This is a genomic window from Alteromonas gracilis, assembly GCF_002993325.1.
In the GTDB taxonomy this organism is placed as follows: domain Bacteria; phylum Pseudomonadota; class Gammaproteobacteria; order Enterobacterales; family Alteromonadaceae; genus Alteromonas; species Alteromonas gracilis.
In genome coordinates this window covers 191,471-211,923 of sequence record NZ_PVNO01000002.1, presented here as the reverse complement: position 1 = coordinate 211,923, position 20,453 = coordinate 191,471, and the positions used below count along the sequence as shown (strand labels likewise).

At 46.0% G+C, this 20,453-nt stretch carries 16 protein-coding genes; 1 reads left to right on the top strand and 15 read right to left on the bottom strand.

All coding sequences use genetic code 11. The annotated features are described in order from the left end of the window. The 9 genes from mraY to C6Y39_RS01625 form a co-directional block, all read right to left on the bottom strand. Positions 1 to 1,083 carry a phospho-N-acetylmuramoyl-pentapeptide-transferase gene (gene mraY / locus C6Y39_RS01665; protein ID WP_105929586.1) on the bottom strand — a complete coding sequence of 361 codons (1,083 nt, stop codon included), beginning with the start codon at positions 1,081 to 1,083 and terminating at the stop codon, positions 1 to 3. Continuing rightward, a complete protein-coding gene (locus C6Y39_RS01660) occupies positions 1,077 to 2,486 on the bottom strand; it encodes a UDP-N-acetylmuramoyl-tripeptide--D-alanyl-D-alanine ligase (protein ID WP_105929585.1) in 1,410 nt (469 codons plus the stop codon). Before C6Y39_RS01660 ends, mraY begins: the two co-directional genes overlap by 7 nt. Next, positions 2,483 to 4,033 carry a UDP-N-acetylmuramoyl-L-alanyl-D-glutamate--2,6-diaminopimelate ligase gene (locus C6Y39_RS01655; protein ID WP_105929584.1) on the bottom strand — a complete coding sequence of 517 codons (1,551 nt, stop codon included), beginning with the start codon at positions 4,031 to 4,033 and terminating at the stop codon, positions 2,483 to 2,485. Before C6Y39_RS01655 ends, C6Y39_RS01660 begins: the two co-directional genes overlap by 4 nt. Next, positions 4,023 to 5,795, bottom strand: coding sequence for a penicillin-binding transpeptidase domain-containing protein (locus tag C6Y39_RS01650; protein ID WP_105929583.1), 1,773 nt, complete (start codon positions 5,793 to 5,795; stop codon positions 4,023 to 4,025). The genes C6Y39_RS01655 and C6Y39_RS01650 overlap by 11 nt, the downstream gene beginning before the upstream one ends. Then, positions 5,792 to 6,127 (bottom strand): cell division protein FtsL, encoded by a 336-nt coding sequence (gene ftsL, locus C6Y39_RS01645; protein ID WP_105929582.1) that lies wholly within the window; start codon positions 6,125 to 6,127, stop codon positions 5,792 to 5,794. The genes C6Y39_RS01650 and ftsL overlap by 4 nt, the downstream gene beginning before the upstream one ends. Next, positions 6,124 to 7,065 (bottom strand): 16S rRNA (cytosine(1402)-N(4))-methyltransferase RsmH, encoded by a 942-nt coding sequence (gene rsmH, locus C6Y39_RS01640; protein WP_105929581.1) that lies wholly within the window; start codon positions 7,063 to 7,065, stop codon positions 6,124 to 6,126. The genes ftsL and rsmH overlap by 4 nt, the downstream gene beginning before the upstream one ends. After that, on the bottom strand, positions 7,062 to 7,520 hold the full coding sequence (mraZ, locus tag C6Y39_RS01635) for a division/cell wall cluster transcriptional repressor MraZ (RefSeq protein WP_105929580.1): 459 nt from the start codon (positions 7,518 to 7,520) through the stop codon (positions 7,062 to 7,064). Before mraZ ends, rsmH begins: the two co-directional genes overlap by 4 nt. 470 nt (positions 7,521 to 7,990) lie before the next feature. Beyond that, a complete protein-coding gene (locus tag C6Y39_RS01630; protein WP_105929579.1) occupies positions 7,991 to 8,815 on the bottom strand; it encodes a DUF5777 family beta-barrel protein in 825 nt (274 codons plus the stop codon). A 158-nt stretch (positions 8,816 to 8,973) separates the two neighbouring features. After that, positions 8,974 to 9,744: a SapC family protein gene (locus C6Y39_RS01625; protein ID WP_105929578.1), complete on the bottom strand. Its 771-nt coding sequence runs from the start codon at positions 9,742 to 9,744 to the stop codon at positions 8,974 to 8,976. Positions 9,745 to 10,136: 392 nt separating this feature from the next. Between C6Y39_RS01625 and C6Y39_RS01620 the strand changes: the two genes are divergently transcribed. Then, positions 10,137 to 11,351, top strand: coding sequence for a dipeptidase (locus C6Y39_RS01620; protein ID WP_105929577.1), 1,215 nt, complete (start codon positions 10,137 to 10,139; stop codon positions 11,349 to 11,351). Between the two features lie 64 nt (positions 11,352 to 11,415). Here C6Y39_RS01620 and C6Y39_RS01615 read toward each other — a convergent pair whose 3' ends face one another. The 6 genes from C6Y39_RS01615 to C6Y39_RS01590 form a co-directional block, all read right to left on the bottom strand. After that, complete coding sequence (locus tag C6Y39_RS01615; protein WP_105929576.1) at positions 11,416 to 14,592, bottom strand: efflux RND transporter permease subunit; 3,177 nt, start codon at positions 14,590 to 14,592, stop codon at positions 11,416 to 11,418. Beyond that, positions 14,585 to 16,318 carry an efflux RND transporter periplasmic adaptor subunit gene (locus tag C6Y39_RS01610; protein ID WP_105929575.1) on the bottom strand — a complete coding sequence of 578 codons (1,734 nt, stop codon included), beginning with the start codon at positions 16,316 to 16,318 and terminating at the stop codon, positions 14,585 to 14,587. The genes C6Y39_RS01615 and C6Y39_RS01610 overlap by 8 nt, the downstream gene beginning before the upstream one ends. 5 nt (positions 16,319 to 16,323) lie before the next feature. After that, positions 16,324 to 17,706, bottom strand: coding sequence for a TolC family protein (locus tag C6Y39_RS01605; RefSeq protein WP_105929574.1), 1,383 nt, complete (start codon positions 17,704 to 17,706; stop codon positions 16,324 to 16,326). A gap of 215 nt (positions 17,707 to 17,921) precedes the next feature. Next, complete coding sequence (locus C6Y39_RS01600; RefSeq protein WP_105929573.1) at positions 17,922 to 18,476, bottom strand: hypothetical protein; 555 nt, start codon at positions 18,474 to 18,476, stop codon at positions 17,922 to 17,924. Positions 18,477 to 18,578: 102 nt separating this feature from the next. After that, positions 18,579 to 19,619 (bottom strand): alpha/beta hydrolase, encoded by a 1,041-nt coding sequence (locus C6Y39_RS01595; RefSeq protein WP_205664116.1) that lies wholly within the window; start codon positions 19,617 to 19,619, stop codon positions 18,579 to 18,581. Positions 19,620 to 19,702: 83 nt separating this feature from the next. Continuing rightward, positions 19,703 to 20,443, bottom strand: coding sequence for a glutathione peroxidase (locus C6Y39_RS01590; RefSeq protein ID WP_105929572.1), 741 nt, complete (start codon positions 20,441 to 20,443; stop codon positions 19,703 to 19,705). Between the last annotated feature and the right edge of the window lie 10 nt (positions 20,444 to 20,453).

Sequence of the window (20,453 nt, the reverse complement as noted above, 5' to 3'; positions counted from 1 at the left end):
TTATCTGAGTTTGAGGGTAGCGAGCCCCACCAAAACCAAAATGATAGAAATTATCCAAAAACGCACAATCACGCGCGGCTCTGGCCAGCCCTTTAATTCATAGTGGTGGTGGATGGGTGCCATCCGAAATATACGCTGACCACGTAGTTTGTAAGAACCAACTTGCAGGATCACTGACAAGGTCTCTATGACAAACACCCCCCCCATTATGATGAGAACCAATTCTTGACGCACAAGTACGGCAAGTACACCCAAGGTTCCGCCTAGCGCTAATGAGCCAACATCCCCCATAAACACCTGAGCTGGATAGGTGTTAAACCATAAAAAGCCCAAACCTGCGCCGACCATAGCGGTACAGACAATCACCAGTTCACTGGTAAGGGGGATGTGCGGGATATTTAAGTACTCAGCAAAATTTGCGTTACCTGTTACATAGGCAAAAATAGCGAACGCGCCTGCCACCAAAATGGTTGGCACTATTGCCAGACCATCCAGGCCATCGGTAAGGTTTACCGCGTTACTGGTTCCTACAATGGCAAAGTAAGTAATGATGATGAAAAAGGCACCCAACTGCGGGAATACCTCTTTAAAGAAAGGTACCAGCAGCGAGGTTTCAGCGCTTATTGTGGCACTGCTATACAAATAAAACGCCACACCTAAAGCCACAACCGATTGCCAGAAATATTTCCAGCGTGCGATTAGCCCCTTTGAGTCTTTGCGAATGACTTTTCTATAGTCGTCAACAAACCCAATAATACCGTAGGCCACCACCACGGTCAGGGTTACCAGCACATAACGGTTTGTGAGATCTGCCCACAGCAGGCCGCTTACCACGATTGCCGCTAGGATGAGTAACCCGCCCATTGTGGGCGTGCCCGATTTTGACAAATGGCTTTGCGGGCCATCGTCGCGCACGGTTTGACCGATTTGCATACGCTGCAAATAACGGATCATTTTAGGGCCAATAAGAATGGCAATAAGCAACGCGGTCAACGTACTTAATATTGCGCGAAGGGTTAGGTATGAAAATACGTTAAACCCTGAATCAAATTGTGTCAGCCAGTCGGCGAGCCAAATTAACATGCTATTCGCTCCCGACGGCTATCCAGCTTTCCCAGCGTAGAGGCCTCGATCGCCTCTACCACGCGTTCCATCTTAGAACTGCGTGAACCCTTTACTAAAATTGAAATATCGCGCTGCTGCACTAACAAATCATTCTCCATTGCGGTCAACAAACTTTCAATATCGCTGAAATGACCACCATTTTCATTAAACACAGCACTTGCTGACTGACTCAAAACACCCATAGTGTAAAGGTGATTAATCCCTTTTTGTTTTGCGTATTCACCTACCTGCTCATGATAAAAACGCGCCTGTTCGCCCAATTCTTTCATGTCTCCAAGTACAAGTACTCTTATGCCCGAAAAGCTACTGAGTGTATCAATTGCTGCGTTCACGGAAGCCACGTTGGCATTGTAGGTATCGTCTAGTAATCGAACTTGTTCGGTAAGCTGTTTTACATTTAAACGGCCGCTAACCTGCTTCATTGCAAGTAAACCGTCACGCACGTTTTCTAATGTCGCACCCACTTGTAACGTTAGCGCCGCAGCGACCAACGCATTACCTACGTTATGAATACCGGGGATAGTAAGCTGGATAGCTATTTCGCCCTGAGGACAAACTAGTTGAAATGCGGCGCATCCATCTAATCCAATAGTAATATCTTGCGCTTTGAAGTCGGCGTCGTTTTTTTGCTCAGGGGAAAACGTCAGCGTTTTAGTCTGTTTAAGTTTACCTTGCCAAAACTCTGCAAATTGACTGTCGATGTTTACAACGGCCACACCGTCGCTTCCTAAACCCTTAAATATTTCGCTTTTTGCTCGAGCTACGCCTAACAAGCTGCCAAAGCCTTCTAAATGGGAAGCCGCAGCATTTACGATAGTTGCAACATCAGGCTTAACCAAGTCGGTAGTGTAGGCAATCTCACCTAAGTGATTTGCTCCTAACTCCATGACGGCGTATTCATGCTGAGGCTCTAGGCGAAGCATAGTTAAGGGGACACCAATATCGTTATTGAAATTCCCTTTAGTGGCGAGCACATTACCTCTACGGGCTAAAATTGCTGCACACATTTCTTTCACCGTGGTTTTACCGCTACTTCCTGTGATCGCAATAGTTTTTGGTGCAACCTGTGCCTTAACCGCTGCTCCCAATGCGCCCAGTGCCTCTTTGGTGTCTTTCACCAGAATTACAGGTAGCGATGTCACTATCTCTTCACTGGCAATAACTGCACTAGCCCCTGCTTTTTCAGCGGTCTCGACAAAGTCATGACCGTTAAAATTTGGGCCTTTAAGTGCCAGATATACCGCGCCCGCTTCGAGCGTGCGGGTATCAGTACTTACCGAACACACTTCGGTGTCCGCGGCAGTACCTACTAATTTTCCGTTAACCTTTTCGGCTATCCACGACAGCGTTGTTGTTATCATTTGCTGTACTCCTGTTGCAGTCGCGCCACAACTGCACGTTCGTTATAGTTAGTCTTTTTGTCACCGATAATTTGGTAATCTTCATGGCCTTTTCCAGCCACTATGATGATGTCGCCTTCCTGTGAATGCTCTAGGCAATGACGAATAGCTTCTTCGCGATCTGCAATAGCGACTGCCAGTTCGCGATTTTGCAAACCGTCAATGATATCCTTCGCAATAGACTCTGGGCTTTCACTGCGACTGTTATCGGTTGTGATAACGATCGCGTCAGCACCTGACTCGGCTGCCTGCCCCATCAAAGGCCGCTTACCTTTATCTCGGTCACCGCCGCAACCAAATACACACCACACGTTGCCGCTAGTGTGAAATTTTGCGCTAAGCAGCACTTTTTCAAGTGCGTCCGGCGTATGCGCGTAGTCCACCACTAAATTGGCAGCGCCTTTAACAGGAAACACTTCCATCCGGCCAGGTACAGGAGTAATAGCATTTACCGCTTTAACCACTTCATCAAAACGCTCGCCCTCAGCTAATAAGGTCGCGATGGCACTTAGCACATTACTGATGTTGAACTTACCGAAAAGTGGCAAAGCAATAGCGGCACTTCCCCAAGAGCTCACTAGCTCAAAGCTACATCCACCCGCATGATAAGAAGCATTTGTGGCGAAACAATGGCGATATTGAGGATTGTTGTAGGCGCTTAACAGCGCAGCATCTTTGCTATCATCAATACCAGTCCATACCCGCATAATGGCGCTATCTGCGGCACCGTCCCACTTTGTACTTTCATCATCGTTCGCGTTTAACACTACGGTTTTCAAACCCGGCTGTTGAAGCAGCAAGCGCTTAGCTTTGCCATACTCTTCCATTGTGCCGTGATAATCGAGATGGTCTCGCGTAAGGTTGGTGAAAATCGCAATATCGGTTTTAACCGTGCCAAGACGCCCTTGAACCAACGCATGAGAGCTTGCTTCAAAGGCGGTATGGCGCACTTCGCTTTGCACAAAGTCTGCCAATAAATATTGCATACGTATGGCGTCGGGCGTTGTGTTTGCCGCAGGCGTATTCGCCCACTGGGTTTCGTCACCTTCAAATACGCTACTGCCCAAGGTACCTATACTTGCGCTGCGCGTACCTAACTCATCTTTAAGCTGGGTAAGCAATTGAACTGTAGAGGTTTTTCCATTTGTTCCGGTTACCGCAACAGTCGTCATTTTTTGTGCGGGATAGTCGTAGAATGCAGCAGCGAGTGATGAAAGCATTTGCGGTAATTCATACAGCGAAATAATTACGCTGTGGTCACGCATTTCCATTTGACCATGGGCTTCACTGTCGTCAGTTTGCGCCAGAATTACACGGGCCCCTAAACTTATTGCCTGCGGGATAAAATCTCGACCGTCTCGTTCGTGCCCTTTAATAGCCAAGAACGCCAATCGGGTGTTCACTTCTCGACTGTCTAACGTAAGACCTTCAATACGAATATCCGGCGCCTCTACGCCGAACTTCGCTAGCAAGGCTTTAGTGCTTTGAATAAAGGCATTAACTACCACTTTGACCTCCTTTCAATAAGCTGCTTGAGGTAACCTGCTTATCGTCTGGCGTAACATTTAACATGTGTAACGCGCCGCCCATAATCGACGAAAACACCGGTGCAGCTGTATCCCCCGCGTGATACAAATCGCCGCCGGGTTCGTTGATCAATACAATAGTCACTAATCTAGGGTCGGACACAGGTGCAATACCGGCAAAGATGTTGACGTACTCTTCACCGTACCCGCCAGCTACTGCTTTTCGGCTTGTTCCTGTCTTTCCCGCTACACGATAACCGGGCACTGCTGCCTTCGTTGCAGTACCGCCGCGCAGCGTAACGCTCTCCATCATCTGGACGATGGCGTTTGCGTTTTCTTCACTTATAACGCGCTCAGATTGTGCGTGCCACGAGGGTTGCTCTGGTGTTTTGATGATCTTAAGCGGCGTTTTGATGCCACCATTTGCCAATGTGGCATAGAGACGTCCCAACTGGGCCGTTGTCACTGAAATACCGTAGCCGAAAGAAAGTGTGGCAAGTTCAAATTCAGACCAACGACTACGCTCGTGGAAAATACCGCTGCTTTCCCCGGCCATGTTGAGGCCAGTGTCACTCATCAGCCCCATGTTGTAATAGGTATCAAGCAAGAACTGCTTAGGTACAGACAGCGCCAGTTTAGACGTACCCATATTCGATGAATGCTGAATAATTTCTTCTAAGGTCAACTCACCGTAGTTACGCGAGTCTTTAACCAAGCTTCCACCTAAACGCATCCAACCTGGATGAGTATTGACAGAATCTTCCGGTTCCACCTCACCAAACTCCAAAGCAGTCAACACCGCAAGGGGTTTAAGTGCCGAGCCCGGTTCAAAGGCGTCAGTGATAATGCGGTTGCGCATGCGGTGTGGGCTGATATCACTTCTATCATTAGGATTGAACGATGGCGCGTTAACCATTGCCAGCACTTCGCCGCTTTTTACATCGATAACAATGGCAGAAGCCGAGCTTGATTGATAATAAATCATGGCTTCTTTTATCTCTTTGTAAGCAAGAGCTTGAATACGTTGGTCAATAGTCAGCTGTAAATCGCCGGCCTTTTCGCCTGAAGTGGTTTCTAAAATCTCAACTTGGCGACCTTTCGCGTCACGGCGAATTTTGCGAGAGCCTGGCGTCCCCGTTAGCCACTCGTTATACATGCGCTCTAAGCCTTCAACACCTGTGTCATCCACATCGGTTACGCCGATTAACTGCGCCGAAACCTCACCCGTAGGATAGTAGCGGCGACTTTCGCGGCGAAGATAGATGCCCGGAATGTCCAGTTTATCTACGTACTCGGCCATGGCAGGCGAAACTTGACGCTGCAAATACACAAAGCGGCGCTTGGGGTTAGCGACTTTTTCTTTAAGTTCATTAACATCTTGACGCAGCACATCAGCCAACGCTTCCCAACGACGTTCCTCTTTAAAACCGTCGTTTTCGTGAATAATTTTCGGGTCTGCGTAGATAGCGCGAACAGGCACACTCACTGCCAGCTCAACCCCGTTTCTATCGGTGATAAGGCCACGGTAGGTTGGCATATCACGGGTGCGAAGCGTTCGATTATCTCCCTGTTGAATAAGCTCATCAGGTTCAATAACTTGAATATAGGCGGCGCGGGCTGCCAGCACGCTGAATACCAGCATTATGACAACAAGAACAACCACAAATCGCCAGTGTACCAAGCTGGGGGTGACATTTTGTTTTGCGCCGGTTTTCTTTCGCTGTCGATTATTTGCAACGTTCATTTCAATCTCACCACTACTTCATCGTCAGCAGTCGGGCGGTACATATCTAACTGTTTTTCTACGAGGTTTTCGATACGGTTGTGTTCAGTAAGCGCCCGTTGCTCTAGAACGAGGTTACGCCACTCAACGTCAAGCTCGTCTTTCTCCTGCATAAGGTCTTCAAGGGCTATCACTTGCTGACGATTGTGGTGGCTGCTTAGCGTTACCGCCATAGCACTAACAATAACCATTAAATACAACAAAACCCGCAACTTGTTGCGGGTCAAATCTGAAACAATAATGAGCAGTAATTTAAAATTAGTGCTGGCCTTGTCTGGTGTGACTTTCGTCATAGTTTTTCTGCCACACGCAATACCGAACTGCGAGAGCGAACATTGTTCGCAATCTCCTGCTCTGAGGGTTTTATCGCTTTACCTAATGCTTTTAGCACTTTATCGGCATCTATTTCAGCCTGAGTAATCGGTAAGTTATGTGGTACTGACTTCCCTTTACTTTGATCCTTGATAAAGCGTTTCACTAAACGGTCTTCAAGAGAATGAAATGAGATAACAGCAAGACGCCCTTCTTTTGCCAGCACCTGTGTAGCCGCTTTAAGGCCAACGCGAAGCTGCTCTAACTCAGCATTGATATAGATGCGAATTCCCTGAAACGCGCGGGTTGCCGGATGCTTAAATTTATCTTTAACCGGCACTGCTTCATCGATAATTTTTGCTAGCTGCGCAGTACGTGTTATGGGCGTAACTTTGCGTGTATTTACGATGGCGTGCGCAATTCGCTTGCCAAATTTTTCTTCGCCAAACTCTTTAATTACCTGCGTAATATCCTGTTCTTCGGCGCTGGCTAGCCAGTCTGCCGCACTTTGCCCACGTGAAGTGTCCATGCGCATATCAAGCGGGCCGTCACGCAAAAAGCTAAAACCGCGTTCAGCATCATCAAGCTGTGGTGAAGATACGCCTAAGTCCATCAGCACACCGTCAATCTTTCCGGTTAGCCCCAGCGCTTCTATTTCTTCTGCCATATCACCAAACGGAGAGTGGATAATGCTAAAGCGCTTGTCATCGGCAAAGCGTTCGGCTGCTTTAATCGCTTGAGGGTCACGGTCAAAGGCGATAAGACGCCCGCTTTCACCTAGCGAATTCAATATATGTGCTGAATGCCCACCACGGCCAAACGTGGCATCAATATAAATACCGTCTGGTTTAATCGCCAGCGCCTCAATACACTCGTCAAGCAGTACTGAAATATGTTTAAATTCATTAGGCTGCGTCATAGCGAGAAGTCCTGTAATCGTTCGGTAAGTTCAAATTCGCCTTTGCGTTCGGTGTCTATATCAGCTTCAACTTGTTGTGCCCAAATATCGGCATCCCAAATTTCGAATTTGTTTAACTGACCAACTAACATGACTTCTTTTGAGAGTTTTGCGAATGTTCGCAGTGGTGTGGGAACAAGAATACGACCGCTTTTGTCCATCTCGCCTTCAGAGGCATACCCAAGGAGCAATCGCTGAAGGCGACGCTCAGCTGGGATCATGCTTGAAAGTTTAGAGAGTTTAAGCTCAATCTCTTCCCATTCGGGAAGTGGGTAAAGCAGCAAACAACTTTGTTGTGTATCGACTGTGCAGACTAGTTGTCCCTGACAATCATCCAGCAGCGACTGACGATACTTCGTAGGTATAGCCAGTCTGCCTTTTGTATCCAGATTGATTGCGTTAGCGCCGCGGAACATTCCCCTAGCCTTTTATTATTTGCTCTTGGTTTTCTTGTTTTTTGAGTACTAATCTGCAAAGTGATGATGATTTGATCCACAATTCGCCACATTTACCCACTGAGATACAGTTTAGGTATCAATGATCCCCACTGTCAAGTAGAAAAAAGCCGTGGAGGCCGCATAAACACTGGGTTTTAACTGGCTGCATATACAGTACTTTTAGGAAGTGTATGATTAGGCATGTAAAAAAGATTAAAAAACATTCAATAGCGAAAAATTAAACCTGTAATTTATCGATGAACTGCAGTTTTTAACGCACTGAAGCGAAGGGCCTGTAGATTTCCCCAATCACGAGCGCAGCAACAAATTTAACGTGGTAAAGGCAGGAGGGTGAAAACAAAAAATGAGCTTTCAACCTAGTTGAAAGCCCACTGTCTCTATTGTTTATCGCTTTTGAATTTTATTCTATTGAGAAGCCGTGCATTTAATTAGAAACGGTATGTGGCTGACAATGCCGCAACATCGCTATCTACGTCGCTATCAATATCTGTTTCATAACTCGCTGATATTGCGAACTGCTCATTGACCCAGTAATCAAGCGCTACGCCTGCCGTTTTAACATTATCAAAACCGTCTGGCGCATTCGTATAGCTGTAGCTACCTTGAACACTTAATCCCGGGCTAAAGAAGTAACGCGCACTTCCAGACAGCACATCAATATCATCGGCGATGTATTGGGCTGTGAAATCCCATCCCGTTCCAGCATTACCTACTGTGGTATATCGGGTGAAAACAAGGGGTGATGTTTCATTTTCACTCTCGCTATAGCTCTCTCCATCGGCATTAAAGTCGTAGGTAGCACGCTGGTAGATAAGACCTGCACCAATTTGCCACTGACGTGATAGGTTAAACCCTACTTTTAAATCAATATTGGTGTAGTCCTCATCACCAAAGTCATCATCAAATTTACTATGAGCGCCTTCTATAGCAAGCATCCAGGTGTCATCAATATAAAACGTGCTGCCTAAATTAAACACGTCAATACCATCTAAATTTGCATAACCACCAGACAGGCTAGATACACGCTGAAGATAAGGGTTGATAAGGTAAGCGCCGCTGTTACCACTCACTTCATCTAAATAGCGAACATATTTGGCACCATAAAGATTTTCATCTAGTCCTTCAAAATCGACAGCCATAACTTGTACTTCGTTTTGTGTAGCGGCATGTGCTGCTGAGACTGAAAATACAGAAGCCGTAATGAGTGATAGTGCAGTTAGCGTTGTTGAAAATTTATTAGATTTGATGTTCATGTCTTTTGTCCTTAAAAAATGTGTTGGAATCGACAAACAAGATAAGACATTTAAACTTAACGGTTTCTGAACGAAAGATGACGAAGTCTGAACGTGAATTTTAGGCACAAAAAAGCCCGCGACTTGGCGGGCTTCTAACTTTCAAAATTAAGGGGCAATTACGCGCTTGGCGCCGCTTCGGCTGGAGCTTCTTCTGCTTTTACAGCAGAAAGCTGCATACTGCGAATTGGGTTTTCTGTACCGTTAGAGAGCTCAACAAGACGGTTAAGCTGACCAACAGACATCATTACTGCGTAGATAGCGCCTAGGAAGCCTTGCTTGTGCAGCTCTAGTACTTGCTCTTCTGGCAGCTCAAGAAGTTTCTTCTCGTTGATGCTCATCATGCCGGTAACGTTGCGCTGCTTACCATCTTGGTAAGTAAGACGAATTTGAATTGGATCTAGTAGGTCTAGTTCCACAACTTTCGCCACGAAACGCTGAGTTAGCATTTCGCTATTCGCTAGGTCTGCTAGGAACTTCTGGCGGTTTTCAAGGAACTCGCTTGCTTCACCAGCTTCGGTGAATAGTGCTTGGCCTTCGTCAGAGATAAGGTCAGAGTTTTCATCAATATAAACACCAAGCTTGTCGCCGTCAGGACGTACGTCGAATGGGTAGCGAAGGATGTTCATCGGAACGTGTGGGCCTTTCCAACTATCGCCAGTAAGGAAAAGGTTTTGTCCTTGCTCCATGCCTAGCATAGTCACCACGTGATGGCGCTTTGCATTGGTATCTTCAATAAAAACCAACGGCATTGTCGCTGCAAGTTGTGCAAACTCACGAATCGTCGCTGCTGCAAGGTGTGTATTTTTCGCAAAGCTGAAAGAAGTGTTTACCGCAACCTTTAAGTCTTTATGCTTTTCTTTATCTAGCGGTACAAAATTAATAGCCATATTTATTTCTCATACTTGTTAGCTGTGGCCCCGGCTTGATTATGTGAGAAGAGCGGGTGCCATCAAAAATTTTACGTCGGCCGCGCTGATGCATATCAGCATCGATAGTTGGCGGAGCGCTTGGGAGTATCCCGTATTCGCGCAATGAAGTCACGCAGTCTTCACCATAACAAGTTTTAAATTTTTATTGCAATGTAAACTTGAAGTAAACAAGCACAAGCGCTCTAAAAATGAGCAATTCAAGCTAATTTCAAGAGTCGAAAGAGCGATTTGATGTAAATGAGAGTCTGTTGAAGACCTATTGTCGCGGTATGAATTATCCTTTAGTCTCTTATTGCTAGTTAATTAGGGGCTGTTGACCTAAGCGATAAAAAACAAAATAAGGATTTTCTATGAAGGGGCACTTCCCACTCTCGTCTTGCGCATTCTTTATCTCTGCGCTTTTTGCTTCCAACAGTGTATTTGCAGACACTCCGGTCTACTCTGCATCAGAAAATGCGATTAAAATCGCTCAAGAAACCATTATTGTAGACGGGCACATTGATGTGCCTTATCGCGTAAAAGAAAAATGGGTAGATGTTACCAAAGCGACCGATGGTGGAGACTTTGACTACCCTCGCGCTGTAGCCGGAGGTTTAAACGCCCCGTTTATGAGCATTTATGTACCCGCAAGCTTAGACAATTCACCTGAATCTACACAGCTTGCTCACGAGCTTATTGACTCAGTAGAAGCAATAGTTGCTCGCGCTTCGGACAAGTTCGCCATTGCTAAAAGCCCTTCTGACGTAAAAGCACAGTTTGAAAAAGGGCTAATTTCTTTGCCTATGGGTATGGAAAACGGTTCGCCTATTCAAGGTGACTTGAAAAACCTAGCGGCTTTTTACGAGCGCGGGATACGCTACATTACTCTTGCCCATAGCCAAGCAAACCATATTTCTGATTCTTCATACGACCTTCGCAGAAAGTGGAAAGGGCTGAGTCCATTTGGCAAAGAACTCGTAGGCGAAATGAATAATATTGGCATTATGTTGGATATTTCTCATGTGTCTGACGACGCCTTCTATCAGGTTATTGAATTGACTAAGGCGCCAGCTATAGCCTCTCACTCTTCACTGCGCCGCTTCACACCTGGCTTCGAACGCAACATGGATGACGACATGATCAAAAAGCTCGGCGAAAACGGCGGCGTGATTATGATTAACTTTGGTTCTAGCTTTGTTTCAAAAGAAGCAGGTAAATGGCGTAGCGGCCTAACTGCTGCACGCAAAGCGTTGGTTGAAAAGGAAGGTGAAGACAGCCCTAAACTAGAGAATTTTGAAGAGAATTATCGCAAAGAAGTACCTTACCCTTATTCAACACTTGATGAAGTACTTGATCATATCGATCACGTGGTAAAACTAATTGGTGTTGAACATGTGGGAATTGGTTCAGACTACGACGGTGTAGGTGACTCACTCCCCATTGGGCTTAAAGACGTAGCAAGCTTTCCAAACCTCGTTCAAGGTCTGCTAGATAGAGGCTATAGCCGCACAGATATTGAAAAGATATTAAGCGGTAACCTGCTGCGCGTCTGGCAGCAGGTAGAAGACTATGCGGCAGCGCATTAACTCGCTAGTGCTTCGTAAATAAGGCGTGGGGAAGCAGATATGTGCTTCCCTCTTTTATTGCCTGTTACGTTTTACGCGAAACAACGAAGTAAAACGCGCTTGGCAGCACAAACAAAGTTAGCACCAGTGCACTTGCCATACCCCCCACCATCGGCGCGGCAATTCGCTGCATAACCTCGCTACCAGTACCCGTAGCATAAAGAACAGGCAGCAAGCCTACAATAATAGAAAGCGATGTCATCATGACTGGACGAAGTCTTGCTAAAGCAGCGTTTACGATTGCCCTTTTCACCCGCTCATCTTTGTTAGCATAAGCGTCTTCTGTCTCAGACTCAGGCATCGAGAGAGCTTCTGATACATATTGCTTTAAGTAAACCAGCATGATCACGCCTATTTCAACCGCTACACCCGCAAGGGCAATAAATCCGACGCCCACTGCAACCGATAAATTGAAATTAAGAAGATAAAGCAACCAAACACTACCAACCAATGCCAATGGCAAGGTAGCGAGTATTAACGCCACGTCGCGCAGGCGCCTAAATGCCAGATAGAGCAAAAGACAGATGATAGATAGCGTGAGAGGTATAACCACTGACAGTTTCGCTTTCGCACGCTCCAGATAAGCGAATTGGCCAGCCCACGTAAGTGAGTACCCTGCAGGTACCTCAAGGTGATCTGAAAGATGTTTTTTAGCCGCTGCTACATAGCCTCCCAAATCTATACCTGTGGCAGAATCGGACGATACATCAATATATACCCAACCGTTTAAACGCGCGTTTTCACTTTTAATCGCTGCAGGACCATCATCTATTCGTACGTTTGCGACATCACCCAAAGTAATATGCGCCCCACTTGGAGTAACAAACGGCATGGATGCCAAAGATTCAGGTGTATCGCGATAATGCTGTAAAAACCGCATGGTTACAGGAAAACGCTCTCGCCCTTCCACAGACTGAGTCACTATTTGCCCGCCAATGGCTGTTCCCACAATACTGTGAACATCGTCGATTGACATGCCATAGCGCGCCGCCAACTGCCGATCAATATCAACATAGATATAGCGCCCGCCGACAACGCGCTCGGCGTATATCGACGCGGTATTGGGCACGTCTTTTAGTAGCGCCTCTATATCTTTACCAATAGATTCAATCCCCGCTAAATCTGGACCGGCAATTTTAATTCCCACAGGTGTTTTTATCCCTGTCGCCAACATATCGATGCGAGTTTTGATAGGCATAACCCATGCGTTAGTCAGCCCGGGAAACTGTATAAGTGCATTAAGCTCTTCTTTGAGTTTTTCAGTGGTCATGCCGTCTCGCCACTGCGCTTTTGGTTTAAGCTGAATAAAAGTTTCAATCATAGTTAGTGGCGCAGGATCAGTGGCCGTATCAGCCCGCCCAATTTTTCCAAATACTGTTTTAACTTCCGGCAGGGTTGCAATAAGCTTGTCGGTTTGTTGCAAAAGTTCTCTGGCTTTTCCAACCGAAATACTTGGATAAGTGGTGGGCATATACATTAAGTCACCTTCATCTATCTCAGGCATAAATTCACTGCCAAGATGACTTAACGGCCAATACATAGAAACCAATAAAAGTAATGCGGCAACAAGAGTAACTAATGGGTAATTGAGCGAACGCATTAGCAATGGTCTGTAGACGCTCTCTAATGCGCGATTAACCGGGTTTTCTGCTTCAGCACGTATTTTGCCGCGAACAAAATAGCCCGCTAACACAGGAACCAAGGTAATCGCGAGTGCGGCGGCGGCAGCCATGGCATATGTTTTGGTAAAAGCGAGTGGCGCAAAAAGCCTTCCTTCTTGGGCTTCCAACGCAAAAACAGGAATAAACGAAACCGTTATAATAAGCAGCGCAAAAAATAGCGCTGGACCAACTTCCGATGTTGACCTTATCACCAGTTCCCAACGCTTGGCGGCAGAAAGCCGGTAAGATGTTGCTTTTGCATTTGCTGAATGTTGATCTATGTGCTTGTGCAAATTCTCAACCACTACAATAGCGCCATCTACCATAGCACCAATGGCAATTGCGATACCGCCTAACGACATGATGTTGGCGTTAAGACCTTGGACCTTCATCACGATAAAGGCAGTGAGAATACCAATGGGTAAACTGATTAGCGCAACCATAGAGGAGCGTAGGTGAAACAAGAAGATAGCGCATACAAAGCCGACAACTAGCAACTCTTCCACTAATTTATTTGAAAGCGTATCCACCGAGTTATCAATAAGTGTGGCCCTGTCGTAAACCGGAACTATGTTCACGCCTTCCGGCAAACTCGCTTTTAATGCCTCTAGCTTTTCTTTAACGGCGTTGATAGTGGCTTTTGCATTTTCACCATATCGCATAACAACGATGCCACCTACGGTTTCGCCTTTCCCATTAAGCTCTGCGACACCGCGGCGCATCAGGGGGCTTTCTACCACTTGCGCCACATCGTCGATGGTGATGCTCACACCATTTTGAATAACACCTGTAGGTAATGCGAGTATGTCATCTATTCCCTGAATATAGCTTTGGGCCGTAACCATATATTCTGCTTCAGCCAATTCGATAACCGAAGCTCCGGTGGCGCGATTACCGCGTTTAAGGGCAATGTCAATCACAGATGGCTGAATGTTATAGGCGCGCAATTTCTCTGGGTCGACAATCACTTGGTACTGCTTAACCATACCGCCCACAGACGCAACTTCGGATACGCCTTCCACTGACTGTAGTTCAAACTTTAAGAACCAGTCTTGCAGTGCTCTTAACTCCCCAGCATCCAGCGCGTTTGGCTGATTAACATCGTTTTCCAAGGCATATACGTATACCCAACCCACGCCGGTTGCGTCTGGGCCTAGCTGAGGTGTTACGCCTTCAGGCAGTTGCGAAGCGGCTTGGCTTAAATACTCTAAAACTCGGCTTCGCGCCCAATACATGTCCGTGTCATCATCAAAAATAATGTACACGTAAGCATCACCAAAAAATGAATAGCCTCGTACAGTTTGTGCCCCCGGAACTGACATTAACGCTGATGTTAGTGGAAACGTAACCTGATCTTCGACCACTTGTGGAGACTGACCCGGATAATTTACTTTCACAATGACCTGGACATCAGACAAATCAGGGATAGCATCGATAGGCGTGTTTTTTACTGCCCAGACGCCTGCAACACTCAGCATTAGTGCGCTCAGCAATATCAGTATTCTATTATTTACCGACCAGTGAATTACCGATTCAATCATGGTGCATGTGCTCCTTATGATTCATCGACTCATGATCTTTGGTCTTATGACTGTTTTTTTCATGACGCATTTCATCCCGCTCTTTTTCCATAGAGCGAGGGTTAGCAATACTTTTATTCGGGGTATGAGCGTGGGTACTTTGTTTCGAACCGTGAACCATGTCGCTGTGCATAACGTGCTCCGCGGGTTTACGCATATCGATAACCGTGAATTCATCGCCGGTTACGAAGGTAAACCTCACCGTGTCGCCCTCTTTAAACTGGGATAAATCAATGTGTTTTGACACTGCAAACGACATAACTGCCGGGCCCCGCCCCCATTTCTCTATTGGTCCGCGTGCTATAACCACTTCTGCATTGCCGTCAGCCTCATCTGCTTTGTTGTTAGCTGACAATTTAATTGCCTCAATGGTTCCCGCCGTTGTTGCCTGATTGTCTGGTGCTTTCATCCGGTTGAAGTCACTGTTTTTAGACGACTCAGAATCAATTAAAAAGTGTGCTGATACTACAACCTGGTCTCCTGGTAACAAGCCGTCTAGCACCTCAAAATGTGAATTGTCGCTTTGACCTAGCCTTACGCTAACCGATTTAAAGTTCCCCTTCCCATCACTCAGGACTACTCTGGCTCCCTGGGAGAAACGAATTACTGCACTGCGAGGCACAAGTAGGGCAGCGGCGCGCTCAGCCGGTTTTATTGACACATGGGTGAACATATTGGGCTTAAGCTTATGATGATTATTGTTAAGTGGTATACGTACTTTCAAAGTTCGCGTAACGTCAGACATAGACGGATAAATGTATTCAATATGACTTTTCCATCTAGCATCTGAAGTATGAGCAAGTTCATCAAGACTAACCAAAGCTGTATCGTGTAGCGCTATATTTTGCGCGTACTTTTCAGGAAGCTCGGCGATGACCCACACCGTATCTAGCTGGGCAATACTCATCAGCGTCATACCTGGCTGGATATAGAATCCCTCACGAATATTCAGGGCTTCCACCACCCCACCTTGCGGCGCGTTGAAAGTAACGGTTTGAGAAATGCGCCTGCTTTTTGTCAGACCATCAAGAGCCTTCTGTGACAGGCCCAGCGTTTTAAGTCGCTCAGCGGCGCCTTCAATTAGGCGTAAGTCACCTCGTTTAAGGGCAAGCACATATTCCTCTTGTGCTGTCACCAACTCCGGTGAGTATAACGTGTAGAGTGCCTGTCCTTTTTCAACTTGCTCTCCCTGAGATTTGATAAAAAGTGTGTCGATCCAACCCGATACTCGGGGATGGATGTGAACAATACTATCTTCGTCGTAGGCTACGCTACCTAACGCTGCGATGGTTTGCTCCAAAGCACCAATGGTGACTGGGGCAACTTTAACTCCCATGTTCTGTTGTACGTTCGAGGGGATCATAACTGTTCCAGGCGTGTGCCCGCCGCCTTGATTGGAACTTGTATCAGCAGTGGCATAAACCGGCACCAGATCCATGCCCATCGGTGACTTGCCGGGTTTATCTCGACGATAGCTATCATCCATAGGAGCGACCCAATATAGGGGCGCACTATCACTGTTTTGTGCGTTGCTTTGTTTGTCACTTTGCCCATTGCCTTCGCTCTTTCCATCACTGAAAGAGTGTGACGTTAATAATGTCGATAGACCCAGTGCTAAAAGGGCACCAATAACAACGCCTAGAATTAACCCTTTAGTTTTTGGACTTATATTTGTTGAAGGTGTCATGATAACTACTCTGTTCTCGATAGGTTAATGTGGGATGGCAGATATAAATAGGCAAGTTCCGCGAGTGTTTTGGCGCGCTTTACATCAATTTTTAATAAGTCGTCCTGCACTTTTACTAACATGAGGTTTGCATTCACCACGTCGGTGATGTCTGCCGTGTCATTGGTGTAAGCCGTAAGTTCAGCCTTGGAGAGTTGTTTTGTTTCGTCAATAAGCACCGCTTCATAAAGCGCTTTTCGCTCACTTAGTCCTGACAGTCGCGTCATAAGAACATCGGCTTTTGAAGCAAGGTCATTCACTTTTAATCGAAAGTCCGTTTCAGACGCGCTCATCTTGAAAGCTGCTGCCGAAATAGAAGCATCTTGACGGGATTGATTAAAAAACGGCAGATCTACCTGAACGCCAAGAGAAACGAAGTCAGCTCGGCTCATGCCATTTTCATCATCCTGCCGATACCCGTAGCTTGCTTCAAAGGCCCACTTTGATTTAGTTTGCTCGCGAGCAATATTGAGATTTTGCGCTTCAACCTTGGATTGCAATTGAAACAAAATGGCTTCAGGGTGATGCTGCAGTACCGTGAAAGGCTCGTCGGTATCTATATCATTTAAAAACGCAGAGACATCGCCCTTGTAGTTCTGCACAATGGCAGCAAAGTCTATCGACGATGTTACGCTTAACGATGCTTCTAGCGGCGCACCATACCATTTTGACAGTGCTGCTTTTGCTTCATTGTTCTGCTGATAAGCCTGCACATACTTGTCTTCTAACGATAGCAGCGCGAGGCGGACTTTTAGTATATCTTGTTGTGAAGTTGACCCCACACCTTGGCTGTAGCTGGAGTTTGTAAAATCAAGTAGTTGGGTAAGCAACGCCTTTTCTTTGTCTAACAGCGCAATACGACGTGTGGCATAAAACCAGTTTAACCAAGTAAGAGTGACTTCTTTTTTAAGCCAGGCCTCTCTTACTTGATCCTCAATCAACACACCCTCACCCATGACCTTGTATTTTTGTTGGGTATAATAATTTTCGTCGCCTCGTGGCAGTTGCTGTTTCAGACCCACTTTGAATTGAGTCATAGGCTCTTGGTTAACGGCAAAACCATCAGTTGGTAGATTTTGAAGCGACGCCGAAATCTGAGGGTTTTCCCAGTATGCCGCTGCATCAGACTGGGCTTTGAACCCTTGCTCTCGATACGCGTTCCCTTTTAATTGTGGGTCATGCTGAATTGCTAATTGAACTGCATGTTCAAGGCTTAAGGCCTGTCCATGCCCCTTCAAAGGAATTAAAGAACACAGCAAAAGCAAAGGTAAAACGATGAACATAGGGCGGGACTGTCGATATATCTCAACGCACTCGTTCACTTTTGGAAAAACCGTAAAATAACACATCTATGACATCACTTTTTAGAGGTAGTACGTATTCAATAAACTGCTTTCATTCCACTTGCCAACGGGAGTGTTGGCGAGAGAAGTAGCCACGTACCACACAGATAAAGAGAATTAACTCGAACATTATTTCGAAGCTAGGCTTCGGGAAATAAAACCTTATTTACACGCGAGCGCAGTTCGCCATTTAGCCTGCGACACAAGCTCGCTAGATAGATCTATGCTGTGAAAAGAGATTTTGGTGGGCGAAATTGCCCAAAGTGAAGGGTTGAATGTTGCCCCAAGATAGGGGTTATCGCTGCCATAGTAGCCACCGCTATATGGGTTTGTATTGCGGGTTGTAAAAGCGCGGAAGCACCGGTGTTAAAGCAATGACCAGCAGGACATTGGCAATCATCTTTACAGCACGCCATGTCAGCTTCTAGGTCAACAATTACCTGAGATGTCACTTCAGTATCGTTAATGGAGCCTACATTTTGCGATAACATGCCTTGCTGCTGGCAGTGGGTGCTTAAAGGCTTAGGGGATGTAGTAACGTTATCTGAAAAAGCAGCGTGATGAGCGCCATGCGAAGCTTTTCCATGCTTATGACTATTCCCATCGTGAGGTGAAGTCTTAACCACTTCTGCATTAGGTGTTAAATGAGCATGTTCATAAGATACAGCATTACCTGACGACACAAGGGACGCCATCAAAAATAGCATAAGCACTAACGAACGCGCGTTGGTTGCCTTATACCATTTTGGTGTGAAACACTGCTTTATGTTATTCACGATTCTAATCTAAACGTATAGCTTTTTTTGATACTTGATAAATCATAGCTCGTTAGCCAATGGCAGTAAAGCCAGAGGCTAATCGCTGCTAACGCTATATTATTAAAACTGCGACAGATAATCACGCAACATCAATTCCATAGTTGAAAACAACGGATTTGTTTTGGGTACGGCACATTCTTCTTGTTGATTTACCATATTCGCGTTGAAATTCATTTGGCTAAGTAAACGTGGACTCACTACTAAATCGGCGTGACAAAGTGAATACGACTCATCAATAACGAAGAAGGTATTTGGACCTTTGCTGGCGTCCATTAATTGCTCAATGCCGCGTATAGGCGTCGTAACGTCAGCTTGTGAGTGCGCAGCGAACAGCGGCACTTCGATTAACTGCCCTTCGCTCACTTTCTCGCGAATAGTATTAATTAAGTCCATCAACTCCAAACCAGCAAAGCCAGCGACACTAGGATATTTATAAGGATTTGGGCCGTGAGTCTCATAGCTACCGTCAATCATTCGAGCTAGAAGTTTAATACCCCAAATTCGAGACATGCCTTCGGCGTTATCAGAAAGCGCAAGCGCGCCAGAAAAGAGCATAATGCCATCAATGTTTTCAGCATCATCCAAGTAGTGCTCTACCGCTAGCGCGCCCCCCGTGGAAAAACCACCCACAAGCAATGTGTTTCCCATGCTATTCGCCAAGTTGATAACATCATCAATGTGTTGTTGCCAGCGCTCTGCTAAATCCCAATCAGACATATCGTCATCGGCATCCCGTTTACCATGCCCAGGAAGTAGTGGTACAACAACGGTAAACCCCTGCTCGAAAAGGATATTGGCGATTTCGCGCATGAAAAAAGGCGAATCACTAAGGCCGTGAATTAACACAGCGACATTATCGCTCTCTTTGTTAGTGAGTATAAAAGGCGCATTACCTTCATTACGCAATACATTGCTGCAAACAGAGTAGCGGTTAAGGCTAGTTTCTTTACAAGGCTGGGTTTGTCCCCATTCTTTCTCGTAAAACGCTTTAAACTGCGCTTTGTGCTCTTTTATTTCATTGTTTTCAGCCACAGCATTATTTGCAGCCATTAATACAACACAACACGTCAGCGTTTTTACAAAAGACTTAAACGACACCATTCTTCTCCGCTATGGATGACTAATAAAAAACGGGAGCATAGTAACATGCTCCCGCTTTTGTGACGATTCAAACAAAAATTGTATTAGCTGAAATAAGCCTCTAGGTCGTCTGAACCACCAATATGTTTTCCGCCAATAAAGACTTGCGGCACGGTTTCTCGACCACTGATTGCTGTTAGACTTGTGAGCGTAGCGCCTTTACCAAGAACAATTTCTTCGTACTCAAAACCTTTGTCATCGAGCAACGCTTTAGCTTTTGCACAGAAAGGACACCCTGGTTTCGTAATGATAGAGACCGGCGCATTAGTTTGTTCCTCTGGTGCAATATAGCCAAGCATGGTATCCGCATCAGACACTTCAAAGGGGTCGCCAGCCACATCAGGCTCGATGAACATCTTGTCCACCACGCCATCTTTTACCAACATTGAGTAGCGCCAGCTTCGTTTACCAAAACCTAGATCAGCCTTATCAACTAACATGCCCATACCGTCTGTAAATTCGCCATTCCCATCAGGAATTACGGTAATGTTATCTGCTTCCTGGTCCGCGGCCCAAGCATTCATTACGAAGGTATCGTTCACCGACATACAAATGATGTCGTCAACGCCGTGCTTTGCGAATTTTTTTGCTAATGCATTGTAACGAGGCAAATGCGTGGATGAGCAGGTGGGCGTGAATGCGCCAGGAAGCGAAAACACAACGACTGTTTTGCCAGAAAATAACTCATCTGTGGTTTTGGTTACCCAAGCTTCGCCCTCTCGGCATTGGAATGACACACTTGGGACTTTTTGCCCCTCTTTTGACGTAAAGCGACTTTCTGACATAACAACCTCT

Coding starts and splice junctions, on each gene's coding strand:
- C6Y39_RS01615 (WP_105929576.1), bottom strand. CDS start 14,592: ATGATTGAATCGGTAATTCACTGGTCGGTAAATAATAGAATACTGATA.
- C6Y39_RS01625 (WP_105929578.1), bottom strand. CDS start 9,744: ATGGCTATTAATTTTGTACCGCTAGATAAAGAAAAGCATAAAGACTTA.
- C6Y39_RS01630 (WP_105929579.1), bottom strand. CDS start 8,815: ATGAACATCAAATCTAATAAATTTTCAACAACGCTAACTGCACTATCA.
- ftsL (WP_105929582.1), bottom strand. CDS start 6,127: ATGACGAAAGTCACACCAGACAAGGCCAGCACTAATTTTAAATTACTG.
- mraY (WP_105929586.1), bottom strand. CDS start 1,083: ATGTTAATTTGGCTCGCCGACTGGCTGACACAATTTGATTCAGGGTTT.
- mraZ (WP_105929580.1), bottom strand. CDS start 7,520: ATGTTCCGCGGCGCTAACGCAATCAATCTGGATACAAAAGGCAGACTG.
- C6Y39_RS01605 (WP_105929574.1), bottom strand. CDS start 17,706: ATGTGTTATTTTACGGTTTTTCCAAAAGTGAACGAGTGCGTTGAGATA.
- rsmH (WP_105929581.1), bottom strand. CDS start 7,065: ATGACGCAGCCTAATGAATTTAAACATATTTCAGTACTGCTTGACGAG.
- C6Y39_RS01590 (WP_105929572.1), bottom strand. CDS start 20,443: ATGTCAGAAAGTCGCTTTACGTCAAAAGAGGGGCAAAAAGTCCCAAGT.
- C6Y39_RS01620 (WP_105929577.1), top strand. CDS start 10,137: ATGAAGGGGCACTTCCCACTCTCGTCTTGCGCATTCTTTATCTCTGCG.
- C6Y39_RS01595 (WP_205664116.1), bottom strand. CDS start 19,619: ATGGTGTCGTTTAAGTCTTTTGTAAAAACGCTGACGTGTTGTGTTGTA.
- C6Y39_RS01660 (WP_105929585.1), bottom strand. CDS start 2,486: ATGATAACAACAACGCTGTCGTGGATAGCCGAAAAGGTTAACGGAAAA.
- C6Y39_RS01650 (WP_105929583.1), bottom strand. CDS start 5,795: ATGAACGTTGCAAATAATCGACAGCGAAAGAAAACCGGCGCAAAACAA.
- C6Y39_RS01610 (WP_105929575.1), bottom strand. CDS start 16,318: ATGACACCTTCAACAAATATAAGTCCAAAAACTAAAGGGTTAATTCTA.